This is a genomic window from Klebsiella quasipneumoniae subsp. quasipneumoniae, assembly GCF_020525925.1.
GTDB lineage: Bacteria > Pseudomonadota > Gammaproteobacteria > Enterobacterales > Enterobacteriaceae > Klebsiella > Klebsiella quasipneumoniae.
Window position 1 is genome coordinate 2,603,526 of sequence record NZ_CP084876.1, and the last position, 12,982, is coordinate 2,616,507.

Genomic DNA, 12,982 nt, shown 5'->3' on the forward strand with positions numbered 1-12,982 from the left:
GGGAGAAAAGTATGAAGGTTTTACTGGCAGGTGCGACAGGTGCAATTGGGTTACCGTTGACAAGGGTTCTGATGAGCCTCGGTCATGAAGTATGGGGAATGACACGCCAGGGGAATGGTGTAGACCGCCTGCGTGAAACCGGCGCGAAGGCCCTGTGCGTTGACGCGATGGATCGGGATGCCGTGTTCGCGGCCGTCAGGGACATTTCCCCGGATGTGTTTATCGATCAGCTGACACTGTTACCCGCCGATCCGGCAGACATTATCCGTTCTATTCCGGCAGACACCGAGCTGCATAAAACGGGGGGAACAAATTTACTGGAGGCTGCCGCAGCCTGTGGCGTCAGCCGGTACCTTCTTCAGTCCCGCGGGTTCTATCTTGATACTCCCGCCGGCGGGCTGGCCGGTGAGGATACGTCGCTGCGCGTTCGCGCGCCGGGCGTGATCGGGGAGAGCTGCCAGGTGCTGTCTGATTACGAAAAAGCCGTAACGACGCAGCCCGGTATCAGCGGCAGCGTGCTGCGTTACGGTTTCTTCTACGGCCCGGGAACCTGGTATCGTCCTGGTGGCGCGGTTGCTGAACAGGCGTTAAGGGGCGAATCAGCCATCTTCGGAGAAGGAAATGCGGTCTGGTCCTTTGTTCACATTGACGATGCCGTTGCCGCGACGGTGGCAGCGCTGAAAGCCGAACCGGGTATATACAATGTTGTGGATGATGATCCCCTGCCGGTGGCGGTGTGGTTACCCGCGTTTGCACGCTGGGTAGGCGCGCCTGATCCCGCCCGGTTATCTAGGGAAGACGCCCTGGCCCTTGCCGGGGAAGAAGGCCTGTATTATCACACTGCGCTGACCGGCGCATCAAATCAGAAAGCGAAAGAAAAACTCGGTTTCTCTCCGCGTCCGCTCCTCTGGAAAGAGCACGCCTGATCCTTTTTACGGTGCGGTCTGCCGCACCGTATCGCCACGATATAATGAGCGTTACTGACGATGAAAAAACGGGAAAATCGGCAGGTTTTCGAATTTATTCTCCGTGATGGCCGGTACCTGCGGGCCACACTGACCCTGAATGATGACGGTAGTTTTTCTCCGGGGCTTTCTGAAATTCAGGGAGCCAGCGATTCGGCTCTCCGGACCCTTCTTTCCCCGGTCCCCTGTGAACCGGGAAGTGGTCACTATGAGGCGTTTATTCAGCTGCTTGGCGTCGTCCTGTGGAAGGCCACGCGGACGGACACCTTGCTGCAGGAGATCCACATAAAAAGTGGCGTGGACAGGGACTGTGAAAATACCCTCATGAGGATTATCGGGCATTTCGCGCCGGGAGTTAAACTCGTGCGCCAGGGGGCAGCCGCCCAGGCGCTGTCTACGGGCTGCGAATCCTGATGATATCTGCCCGACAGTCGGGCAGGTTCATACTGACTGTACCAACAGGCATTACACTGCGGGCGGCTCAGTGACGGTTATGCTAATGAGGGCTATATAGCGGACAGCATGCAGGGACGAATTGCCGGAATTTGTTAAACATGAGGAGACCACCGTGGTGGACGTAGCTGAACGTGCTGATGAAAATAAAGATATCGTAATCGGGATTGTGAATGACACTGAATTTGAAGCATGGCTTTGTCTGTGGCAGCAGTATATTAGTTTCTATGAAGCTGATGTTCCTGAGCATATAACCCGAAAAACGTGGCAACGGTTTTCTGAACCGGAAGAGCCGGTGTTCTGCGCCGTGGCCAGACAGGGGGACCAGATTGTCGGTCTCGTACACTACCTCTTCCACCGTTCCACCTGGTCGGAAAGCTATTACTGTTACCTTGAAGATCTTTTTGTCCGTCCGGATATGCGTGGTAAACACATCGGTAAGAGGCTTATAGATTTTGTGCGGTTGCAAGCCTGCATATACCCCGCTTCACGACTGTACTGGCATACGCATGAAATGAATCTCCGTGGTCAGCGTCTCTATGACCAGGTGGCAGTCAAAAGCGGAATGATTGAATACAGGATGAGTTCGTAATAATACCCGTGGTTGTGAGATCTCACCGGAACGGCCATCCGGTGTTTTCCTGATGCAATTTAGTTTACCTGTCCCTGTAGAGAAGTGGGAGAGAAGATAACCCTTACTTATGACCTTCAGACATGGCAGCATCCTATGATGTCAGTTCGGGACAATGTGATCAGTAACTAAATGCCACCTCTGCTGTACTTATTGACTTTTTGAAGGTGGAGGAAACGTTGTTCCACTATCAGTTCATGAACTAATAGTGGAAAGGCTAAAGACAAAATCCAAAAAAAACCTTACAAATCAGTAAGTGACATCATACTTAATCTTTAAACCAAAGTTACACTCAACATAAGTTAAATGACCTCCATATAAACATAGAATCAGCATGTGGTGAATTATGAGAGACCTCCCCTTAGTAACTGAGTATGAATACGCGGGCAACCGTAGCGGATCCGGGTTTCTGCTATTTCCCTGATGCGCAGGGTTATCGCCCGAGCATCCTGCCGACTCTGCCAGTGGTAAACGATTCTGCTCTGCATCAGCAGTCCGCATCCCCGTCAGTTTCAGGGAGAAGATCAATGAAAACATTAACTTGCTCTTTCCGCGCCGCCTTTCACTTTAAATGTGATGTCTATCTGATAATTAGCCATCGATGACATTGCTTTTAATTAAACTAAAATGCAATAATAATTCAAAAATTTGCATTTACTACTCAGGGCGCTTACATGAAAATCAGTGCACTCTCCGAACGAATATCACAAAAAATCATGGGGTTAGTCGATAATGGCGAAATTGCTCCAGGCTCACATTTAAGTGTACCGAAGCTGGCCGATATCTTCGATGTCTCTCGCTCCCCTGTTCGCGAAGCACTCGTTTACCTTGAACAAAAAGGGGTGCTACTCCAGAAGCAAAACCGCGGTTTTTTTGTTAAAGATGACTACACCCCGCAAGCCGATACCAAACAAGAACTGTCAGAAGAACTCGACTTACCCGAATATTATCAATTGGCTGAGGACTGGCTGCAGGATGAAATCGAATCTGAAGTAACCGAACTTTTCCTGATGAAACGCTACAATCTCACCAAGAGCCAGTTGTCTACAGTGCTCGCCAGGGGCATCAGTGAGGGATGGGTTGAACGTAAGCAAGGTTACGGATGGCGCTTTCTACCCGTGGCAAAAACCAAGACCGCGCTGGAGCAGATTTTCAGCTTCCGGATGGTCATAGAACCTATGGCCATTCTGGAACCGACGTTCAATGCCCCCCAGGAGAAGATTAACGAGATCCGACGCGAGCTGGAAATGCTGCTGGAGAGCGGAATCGAACGCCTCTCCCCTACCCAACTGCAGCTGGCAGGCTACCGCTTCCACGAAACGATTATCGCTTTTTCCAACAATCCCTTTTTTGAAATCTCGCTGCGCAATGTTAACCGAATGCGTCGGCTGATGGACTATCGAATCATGGATGACCGCAACCGTTACTACGCTGAGGTCAAAGATCATATGCGCATACTCGCTATGATCGAAGCCGGGCAGCGCATCGAGGCGTCCTACACTATGAAACAGCACCTGTCTGTTGCCCTTGATAATAAAAAAATGCGCCGAATCAGCGAAGAAAGTTAACCCCTGCCAAAAAAATCGGCCCACACAGTGAGCCGATTGTCTGTTAACTGGCGACCGAATAGAGGGGATAAAGCCCCAGCAATAATCCCGATGCCAGGAATATCATGCACAGCAGGAACGCCCACTTGAAGGTGTATTTTTGATGGTCGCTGAACTCGACCCCTGCCAATCCCACCAGCAGATAGGTCGATGCCACCAGCGGGCTTAACAGATGCACTGGCTGCCCCACCAGCGACGCGCGCCCAATCTCAACCGGATCAATGCCATAAGCTTTTGCCGCCTCAGCCAGTACCGGCAGCACGCCGTAATAGAAGGCGTCATTTGACATAAAGAAGGTACCAGGTAGGCTGATCAGCGCGGTAATAGGTGCCAGATAAGGCCCCCAGGACTGCGGCAGGATGTCCAGAAGCGTATTGGACATTGCATTCACCATTCCCGTCCCCGACAGAATCCCCGCGAAGATCCCGGCCGCGAGGAAAATAGACGTCTGATTTAGCGCGGCGGGCGCATGAGACGCGATACGCTGGCGCTGGGCATCCAGATGCGGGTAGTTAATCAGCAGCGCGATGGCAAACGCCACCATAAACAGCACCGACAGCGGGAGAAGCTCCATCACCAGCGAAGCCATCAGCGCAAGCGTCAGCGCGGCATTGAGCCAAAACATTTTTGGCCTACGCAGCTCGTCATTTACTTCATTGATAGCTGGCAGATAGCTTTCGGCATCTTCTTCGATAACCGACCCATGCGCATTTGTCTGGATGCTAAGCTTGCCCAACCGACGGCGTTCGCGAATGCCGATATACCAGGAGAGCACCAGTACCCCCACCAGCCCGCAGATCATTGAGGGGATCAGCGGTATAAACAGTTCACTCGATTCCACCTTTAACGACGCCGAGACGCGCGCCAACGGGCCGCCCCACGGCAGCAGGTTGGTTACACTCCCGGAGAGGAAGACCACACAGGTCAGTGCAAGCGGGTCAAGACGAATACGTTTAAACAGCGGAAGCATCGCCGTAACGCAAATCATGTAAGTGGTGGAACCGTCCCCGTCGAGGGAGACCATGGCCGCCAGCAACGCTGTACACATCACCGCTTTTACCGGATCGCCATCAATAATACGTAAGAAGAAACGTATTATCGGATCGAATAATCCTGTGTCGAACATAGTACAAAAATAAAGAATGGCGAAAATTACCATTATCGCGGTGGGAGCGACCTTCTTTAATCCCTCGATCATCATTTCGCCCATCTCGCCACCGAAACCAGCAATCAGCGCAAACAAGATGGGAATAATTGTCAGGGCGGTCAACGCCGATAATTTTTTGGTCATGATGAGGATCATAAAGACCACGATCATGCCGTAACCCAGGAATGAGAGCATAAGAGTCTCCGACGCAGATATTGCTAACTGCGTAATGAAAGAATGTACGTTATTAAATTATTAGGGAGAGCGATTAACTCATGTGCATACCGCCGTTGACGGAGAAGTTCGCCCCGGTGGCATAACCCGCTTCATCGGAAGCCAGCCAGGCACAAATGGACGCAATTTCTTTTGGTGATCCCAGACGCCTGACGGGAATTTCCTGAACAATCTTGTCGATTACCTGAACGGGAGTGACGGTTTTTAATTTGCTGGTAGCAAGATAACCGGGAGAAACGGTATTAACCGTCACGCCACGTGCCGAAACCTCACGCGCCAGGGCGCGAGTAAAGCCGCGCACGGCATATTTTGCAGTTGAATAGTTAACCTGACCGACGGTCCCAATCTGCGCATTCAGGGAAGAAATATTAATAATACGTCCCCAGCCCCGCGCCATCATGCTATCCACTACCTGACGCGTCACGTTAAACAAGGAGTTCATATTGGTATCAATAACCGCCTGCCACTCCTGGGGCTGCATATCGCGGAATAGGACATTGCGCGCGGTCCCGGAATTATTAATTAGCACATCCACCTCTCCTACCTCTGCGCGGATCTTCTGGAAGGCTTTTACCGTTGAATCCCAGTCTGCAACGTTGCCTTCAGAGGCGATAAAATCAAACCCTAACTTCCTGTTATCTTCCAGCCAGACGTCTTTTCTTTTTGAATTTGGTCCGCAACCGGCAACAACAATGAAGCCGTCCTGCGCTAACCGACGACAAATAGCCGTACCGAGACTACCCATTCCAGATGTGACATACGCGATACGTTGGGTCATAGCCCTCTCCCGTTGCAGTTTATTAACATTAACTCACTTCTTATTAACATTAAGCGGGGGGCTAAGGGATTCCGCAACAAGACCTTGTTGGAAATGTGAGCAGGATCGTTCAATTTCTGCATTTAATGACACTCAAATGCAATTCAAGAGATAAACAAAAAACTGCACTCATGCTCTGCACATCGATTAACAACGACAAATTCCCCTAAAAACATGGATGAAAGGGAAGTTACACAGAGAAGTGAGATAAATATCACAGCGCATAATATGCATTTATAATATAAAAAATGCACACAAACAGGAGTTATGATGACAACCTATGCTTATATTGGCTGCCGCACTTCAGCATGGCGCGGTGCGCGTGGTAAGGGAATCAGCGTCTACCGGATTTCCGATTCCGGAACGTGGGAGCTGTTACAATCCATTGCTTCCGTACAGGACAACCCCTCATGGCTGACGCTCGATCTGCCGCGTAACCGGCTCTACGTTTTGCACGGCGATGGCGACCGCGTTGCGGTATTTAACCGCGATCCTGACTCCGGCCTGCTGAGTCTCTTTAGCGATCAAACCACCGGTCCCCGACACAGCAACCCGGATCTCGATCCCGCCCGCAGAAACAATCCGGTTGGCGCCTCGCTGACGCCTGACGGGAACACCCTGCTGATCGCCAATCATGAGGGAGGTAACATTGCTGCCCTGCCCGTAAGCGTCGAGGGTCTGGAGCCACCAGTACATCTTGCCACTATCGAAGGTCATACCGCCGCGCAGGCCACGCTATCGCGCCCGCATGAAATCGTTTTTGCTCCAGGCAGCGCGCTGTTTGCCGTGCCGGTTCAGGGCCGAAAGGCTGGCAATGGCATCGATATGATCCGTCTGTACCACTGGGAGCAGACCCGCTCCTGCCTGGCCGATGAGGTTCATCTCCCGGAAGGCAGCTGGCCACGTCACGTCGATTTTCATCCCAACGGGAAATGGATGTATGCCATCAGCGAGTTGAGCAGCACGGTCACGGTTTATCATGTCAACCAGGAAAAAGGTACTATCTCACTCAAACAAACCCTTAGCGCGTTGCCTGATGGCTACGAGAGCCGGAGCGATGCCAGCGAGATAGAGGTGCACCCATCCGGGCGCTTTGTCTATGCCGCTAATCGGGGCCATGATTCCATCGCCGTGTTCAGCATCAATCAACAGGATGGTTCGCTGATGCCTACTGGATGGGTACCCTGCGGCGGGAAAACGCCCCGCTTCACCACCCTTTCGCCCGATGGCTCACGCTTCTTCAGCGCGAATGAAGACTCCGACACCATTCAGGTGTTCGACGTCGACAGTGAAACCGGCATGCTTTCCGCGACAAAAATCGTCATTGCAACGGCCAGCCCAACCTGCATCTGCTTTGCCTGATCCCGCAGGCTCAGCGTCGCTCTGCCTCTCCTTCGGGTTGCGCAGCCTGCTCTGCCGGAAGCAGGCTGCCGATTAAGGTTTTCACCGACGGCGAAGCCTGCCCGTAATCCCGCACGCCGACAAGCAGCTCCCGTCTCGCCCAGGGCTCCGCTAACGGAATGACGCGGACGCCGCTGTGCAGGGTTGAGGATGCCACCTCATTCACCGGCAGCACCGCAATCCCCAGTTGCTGCGCCACCAGCTCTGCCATAGCAATAAAGCTGCTCACGCGCAGCCCCACGTTAAGGGTCTTACCCAGGGCGCGCGCCTGGCGTTCAAGGATATAGCTCACGGCACTGTTGCGGTGCGAGCCGATCAGTTTTTCATTCACGATATCGGCAAAGCTTAACGCGCTGCGCACCGTCAGGGGGTGAGAGGGCCACACCAGTACAGAGAGGAGATCGTGCTGCCAGGGCCAGTACTCAATCCCTGCCGACGGGGTCCAGCTGGAGAAGAAGCCAACATCGGCCTCGCCAGCCAGTAATCCCTGCACAACGCTCATCCCGGTCTGTTCTTCAATTTCAATGTCAGTCTGCGGGTAGTGCGAAAGATAGCCGCTCACCACCCGCGGCAGGTGATTCATCAGCGCCGCGGAGATGGTGTAAATACGGATATGTCCCCGGATGCCCGCGGCATAATCGCTGAGCTCCTCTTCCATCTTTTCCAGATTGCGGAACACCTGGCGGGCATGGTAGAGCAGAGAATGACCCGCTGGGGTCAGGGTTATGCCCCTCGGCATACGCAGCATCAGCTGCGTCCCCACCTGCTGCTCCAGCTCGGCGATACGTTTGCTGACCGCAGATACCGCGGTGTGTTTTCGGCGGGCTGCATGGGTAAGATTTTGCGTCTCCGCGACCGCCACAAAGAGAGATAAAGAGACCAAATCAAAACGCATCGTTTTATCCATAGTTAATGCTTCAGTGTTTGCTGAATGACGTAAGGCAGAATGCCGCCGTGCCGGAGATAGCGCAGCTCCTGCTGCGAATCGAGGGTCAGCGTAAGCATGAATTCGCCCAGCAGCGTTGTGCCGCGTCGGATCTGCATCTTCAGGGCCGTGCAGCCCGTCTGTAACTGATCCAGACCGTCTACGTTAATCTCCTCGCGCCCGTCCATCTCCGGTAAACGCGCCGCCTCGTCAGGCGTGATATGTAACGGCAAAATCCCCATCCCGATAAGGTTGGTGCGGTGGATACGTTCAAAACTGTGCGCCACTACCGCCTTAACCCCCAGCAGCGCCTGCGCTTTGGCGGCCCAGTCCCGGCTGGAGCCTGCGCCATACCGTTCACCGGCAAAGATCACCAGCGGGGTTTCACGCCGGAGCCAGCTTTGCGCCGCTTCATACGCTGGCAGGATCTGCTGATGTTGCGCATCCCAGGCCCTGCCGCCACCGCTGCGCTGCGCCTGCGGAAGCAAGCGGTTGACCAGCGCGGTATTGGTGAACGCGCCGCGAACCATGACTTCGTGGTTACTGCGCCGCGTGGAATAGAGGTTCAGGTCTTGCGGATCCTCATGGTGCTCAACCAGCCATTGTCCCGCCAGACTCGCAAGCGGGATCGCCCCGGCCGGCGAGATGTGATCGGTAGTGACATCATCGCCTAACCACAGGAAAGGATGCGCGCCAGAGAGGGTCAGCGGCGCGGTGGGATCGCGGGGCAGGCGTTCAAGATACCCCGGCCGGCGCAGATAGGTGGAGGTCGCCTCCCAGGGATAATGCACGCTTCCGGGGGCCATAATCTGCTGCCAGTGCGGGGTCCCCTGCCAGATAATGTCCCGGCGTTTGACGTAGTGCTCCGGTTTCATGATCCGTCCGCGCCACATTTCCACCTCTTCCCGGGACGGCATTAAATCGCGCATGGTGAGTGGCTGCCCTGCCTCGTCAACGCCCAGCGGGTCGTTAACCATGTCATGAGAGATATGTCCGGCTATCGCCCAGGCAATCACCAGCGCCGGAGAGGTGAGATAGCCGTGCCCGAGCGAGGGGTTCACGCGACGGGGGAAATTACGGTTTCCGGACAGAACGCATACCGCCTGTAGCCCGTCGCTGACCAGCTCCTCCATTGTCGGTTGCAGAGCACCCGAGCTACCAATGCAGGTCATGCAACCGTAGCCCGTGACGTCAAAGCCCACTTTTTCCAGTTCGATCAGCAAACCCGATGCGCTGAGGTAGTCGGTGACCGCTCTGGAACCCGGCGAAAACGAGGTTTTAACCCACGGCTTGGGCCGCAGCCCATGTCTGGCGGCATTGCGGGCAAAGAGGGCTGCCTGAATGACAAGCCAGGGATTCGCCGTGGTCGTACAGCTGGTAATAGCAGCAATAGCTACCGCGCCCTGGCGGATCGGTTCAGGGTATTCAGACCGCGACCAGTGGCGATCCCGCATTTTCGCACTGAGCGTGTCGGTGAAGCTGCTGGCCGCCTGGCCCAGCGGGATCTGTTGATGGGGATTAACCGGCCCAGCCATGCATGGCTCAATGGTCGAGAGGTCGAGCGCAATAAGCTGGCTGAATTCAGGCTGCGGTGCATCCGCCGTCCGCCATAGATGCTGCGCCTGCATGTAGGTGCTGATGAGGTACTGCTTCTCTTCGCTACGCCCGGTTAACGCCACGTATTCAGCGCTGCGTTCGTCAAAGGGAAAGAACACCACCGTTGCGCCGTACTCCGGAGCCATGTTGGCGATGGTGGCCCGTGATTCAACGGACATGCTGGCTAACGCAGGCCCGGTAAATTCGACAAACTTACCGACAACGCCGGTTTCGCGCAGCAGGCGGGTGATATGCAGTGTCAGGTCACTGTCGCTGACATCGGGTGACAGCGCGCCTGATACCGAAATGCCAATCACCTCGGGGAAGCTCAGGGTGACGGGTTCCCCCACCAGCGCGGCCTGCCCTTCGAGCCCGCCCACGCCCCACCCCAGAATGCCCAGGGCGTTGATCATCGGGGTATGGCTGTCAGTGGCGATCATGCAATCCGCATGCAGGAGCGGCACCGGCGCGCTGTTATCCACCGTCACCACCTCGGCAATGGTTTCAAGGTTCATCAGATGAATAATTCCGGTGCCCGGCGGGATCACGCGAAAGTTATCCAGGCTCTTTTCGGCCCAGCGGATAAAGCGGTAACGCTCAGCGTTACGGCGAAAATCAAACTGCAGGTTATCTTCCAGCGCAGAGGCGGAGGCATAGCTTTCGACAATCACCGAATGATCGATAGTCAGTACTGCCGGAATGCGCGGATTGATCGCCGTGGCATCGCCGCCCAGCTCGGTTGTTAAATCACGCATCGCCGCAAAATCCGCCAGCGCAGGCAGACAGGTGGTGTCGTGAAACATCAGCCGATCGGGATAGAACTCCACCTCGCCTTTGTCAGCCGCCCCGGCCAGCATCTGCAAAAATTGTGGCAGAGACTCCGGAGAGCGCAGCGCGACGTTTTCCAGCAGCACGCGCAGGCTGAAAGGGAGCGTCTGCAACTGCGCCAGGGGTAACAGCTGGGTGAGATCCACAAAATGATAACGCTGATGATGAATCACCAGGTCAGAGCGTTCGAGAGCCAGGGTTGATGTCATAGGGTCTTCCGTCACAGCAGTAATGTTATGTTCGTCAGGGGATAACGTGCCATGTCCGGGGCTGGGCGAAAATTGAACTTTTGATAAGATAGCGTTCTCGAAAAGAGAACGCTAAGAGGGAGATCACGCTGCGGCTAATTCTCTGTCGATAATCTGCTGTATGCTGCCTTCCGCCTGCCAGAGGGTCAGAAGTGCGACAAGATCCTGGTAGTGCTGTTCGTTACCCCGAGGAACGCAGATAGCCTGGTTTATCTGACCAAAGTTATCGGGCAGGACCCGATATCCCGTGTTCTGTGCGGCTGTCCGCTCCAGCGGCTGACGGATCCCCGCCGCCATATCCCCTTCGCCGTTCAGAAACGCATCGATAGCAGCCTGAGAGGAGCTAAGCCGGTTCAGGCTGGCGTTCTTTAGCTGACGCGTAAGATAGAGATCGTAGGCCGCCCCTTTCCCGACGTTGATCACCACCCCGGTTTTATCCATTTGCGCCACGCTTTGCCACGGGCTGCTTTCGTTAACCAGAACCGTTCCCTGGATCTGGATATAGGGCTGGGTAAAGTGCAGCACCTCTTCGCGCTGAGGGTCGACCGCCAGAAATGCGATATCCCAGAGTCCCTTCTGCGCGTCGTCCACCACCTTTCCGGCGGTCGGATAGGTTTTGAATTGCGCCGTTATGCCCCACTCCGCGGCGATTCTATGCGCCAGTTCCACCGTGATCCCGCCCGGACTGCCGTCCGGCAGTTCCTTTGCAAGCACGGCATTACCCAGATTAATGGCAAAACGCAGGGGTTCAATGGCTGACATGGGGCTCCTCCGGAAGACCGTTACGGTCATTATGTTCGGTATCAAAACTCAGGCGCTGGATTTTGCCGGCGACAAATAAATAACAGCACAAATTCAGGAAAGCGCAGACGCCAACGAAGATCAGCGCGCCGTTAAATGATCCGGTGTCTTTAATAATGTAGGCAATGATAATCGGCGTGAAGATCCCCGAAATATTACCGATCATATTAAACAGCCCGCCGCTCAGGCCGACCGCCTCTTTCGGCGAGAAGTCGGAGACCACACACCACCCCATCGCCCCAAATCCTTTTCCGAAGAAGGCCAGGGACATGATCGCCACGACAATCCAGGCAGAGTCCACGTAGTTACAGATCACCATGCTGACGGCCAGCAGCATACCGACAACAATCGGCGTTTTACGGGCCGCAGAGAGGCTAAAGCCACGAGAGAGCATGTAATCCGACAATACGCCCCCCAGCAGCGCCCCGGCGCAGCCGCACAGCGCGGGTAAAGAGGCGACGAACCCGGCTTTCAGAATAGTCATTCCGCGATCGTGAACCAGATAAACGGGGAACCAGGTCAGAAAGAAGTACGAAAGTACGGTAAAGAAGAACTGCCCCATGTAGACGCCGAGCGCCAGCCGGTTGGTCAGCAGTTTGCGGGTATAGCCCTTGCCCGCGGTGTCGCCCTTTTTGGTGGCCTTCAGGTTGGTCAGCCCCCCGCCCGACTGGATGTAATCCAGCTCTTCGCTGTTAACCAGCGGATGGACCTTCGGGGTGTCGGCAAGGACCCGGTGCATAACAAGTGCAACCAGGATCCCCAGCCCGCCCATAAACCAGAACACCGACTCCCAGCCGAAGCGATAAGAGAACCAGCCCATCAGGGGTAAAAAGACCACCAGCGCGAAGTACTGCGCCGCCGTGGTAAACCCGGACGCCTTACCGCGTTCGCGCGCCGGGAACCAGGCAGCAAGAAAGCGCGAGTTGGCAGGCAGGGTCGGCGCTTCGATTAGCCCCATCATAAAAATAAAGCCGAAGATCATGATGCGGGTGACCCAGACGTTGTCAAATGAGGTGCTGAACCCCACCAGGAAAACAAACAGTGACCAGGTAAAGACCCCGGTGACCAGCACCCGTTTGGAGCCAAAACGGTCGAGTAACCAGCCGCCCGGATACTGCCCAAGCACGTACGCCCAGGTAAAGGTGGAGATCAGATAACCCAGCGCCACAATATCCAGGCCAGCGGCTTTGACCATATCAGGTCCGGCAATGGAGAAGGTGGCACGATCGCCATGGTTTAACGCGATACTTAAGAACACCATCAGCAAAATCATATAACGATAGTGCGTGGGTCTCTTTTTTGATGAAGCAGAGTCGGGAGTTGTCATTC

General features: G+C 54.8%; 11 protein-coding genes and 1 pseudogene. 5 read left to right on the plus strand and 7 right to left on the minus strand.

Going from position 1 to position 12,982, the window contains the following annotated elements; all coding sequences use genetic code 11:
- The first annotated feature begins 11 nt into the window (after positions 1 to 11).
- From LGM20_RS12670 to LGM20_RS12680, 3 genes are all read left to right on the plus strand, one after another.
- Positions 12 to 926: an NAD-dependent epimerase/dehydratase family protein gene (locus LGM20_RS12670; protein ID WP_044523139.1), complete on the plus strand. Its 915-nt coding sequence runs from the start codon at positions 12 to 14 to the stop codon at positions 924 to 926.
- Positions 927 to 986: 60 nt separating this feature from the next.
- A complete protein-coding gene (locus LGM20_RS12675) occupies positions 987 to 1,379 on the plus strand; it encodes a hypothetical protein (RefSeq protein WP_044523137.1) in 393 nt (130 codons plus the stop codon).
- A 154-nt stretch (positions 1,380 to 1,533) separates the two neighbouring features.
- Complete coding sequence (locus LGM20_RS12680) at positions 1,534 to 2,010, plus strand: GNAT family N-acetyltransferase (RefSeq protein ID WP_369816775.1); 477 nt, start codon at positions 1,534 to 1,536, stop codon at positions 2,008 to 2,010.
- A 392-nt stretch (positions 2,011 to 2,402) separates the two neighbouring features.
- Here the strand turns inward: LGM20_RS12680 and LGM20_RS12685 are convergent.
- A pseudogene (locus LGM20_RS12685) lies at positions 2,403 to 2,555 on the minus strand (IS3 family transposase); the annotation flags it as partial.
- Between the two features lie 168 nt (positions 2,556 to 2,723).
- Here LGM20_RS12685 and LGM20_RS12690 point away from each other — a divergent pair.
- On the plus strand, positions 2,724 to 3,617 hold the full coding sequence (locus LGM20_RS12690; protein ID WP_044523135.1) for a GntR family transcriptional regulator: 894 nt from the start codon (positions 2,724 to 2,726) through the stop codon (positions 3,615 to 3,617).
- Between the two features lie 43 nt (positions 3,618 to 3,660).
- Here LGM20_RS12690 and LGM20_RS12695 read toward each other — a convergent pair whose 3' ends face one another.
- Complete coding sequence (locus LGM20_RS12695; protein WP_044523133.1) at positions 3,661 to 4,998, minus strand: CitMHS family transporter; 1,338 nt, start codon at positions 4,996 to 4,998, stop codon at positions 3,661 to 3,663.
- Positions 4,999 to 5,071: 73 nt separating this feature from the next.
- The gene (gene phbB / locus LGM20_RS12700; RefSeq protein ID WP_044523130.1) at positions 5,072 to 5,815 is read right to left on the minus strand and encodes an acetoacetyl-CoA reductase; all 744 of its coding nucleotides are present in this window, start codon (positions 5,813 to 5,815) and stop codon (positions 5,072 to 5,074) included.
- A 309-nt stretch (positions 5,816 to 6,124) separates the two neighbouring features.
- Here phbB and LGM20_RS12705 point away from each other — a divergent pair, with 309 nt between their 5' ends.
- Positions 6,125 to 7,216, plus strand: a complete 1,092-nt coding sequence (locus LGM20_RS12705; RefSeq protein WP_044523127.1) for a lactonase family protein — start codon at positions 6,125 to 6,127, stop codon at positions 7,214 to 7,216.
- A 10-nt stretch (positions 7,217 to 7,226) separates the two neighbouring features.
- On the opposite strand, the gene LGM20_RS12710 is transcribed toward LGM20_RS12705, so the two are convergent.
- From LGM20_RS12710 to LGM20_RS12725, 4 genes are all read right to left on the minus strand, one after another.
- The gene (locus LGM20_RS12710; protein WP_044523186.1) at positions 7,227 to 8,150 is read right to left on the minus strand and encodes a LysR substrate-binding domain-containing protein; all 924 of its coding nucleotides are present in this window, start codon (positions 8,148 to 8,150) and stop codon (positions 7,227 to 7,229) included.
- Between the two features lie 14 nt (positions 8,151 to 8,164).
- Positions 8,165 to 10,813, minus strand: a complete 2,649-nt coding sequence (acnA, locus tag LGM20_RS12715) for an aconitate hydratase (RefSeq protein WP_044523124.1) — start codon at positions 10,811 to 10,813, stop codon at positions 8,165 to 8,167.
- Between the two features lie 123 nt (positions 10,814 to 10,936).
- Entirely contained in the window at positions 10,937 to 11,614 is a 678-nt protein-coding gene (locus LGM20_RS12720) for a transporter substrate-binding domain-containing protein (RefSeq protein ID WP_044523116.1), read from the minus strand.
- Positions 11,601 to 12,980: an MFS transporter gene (locus LGM20_RS12725; protein ID WP_044523114.1), complete on the minus strand. Its 1,380-nt coding sequence runs from the start codon at positions 12,978 to 12,980 to the stop codon at positions 11,601 to 11,603. Before LGM20_RS12725 ends, LGM20_RS12720 begins: the two co-directional genes overlap by 14 nt.
- Positions 12,981 to 12,982: the final 2 nt, after the last annotated feature.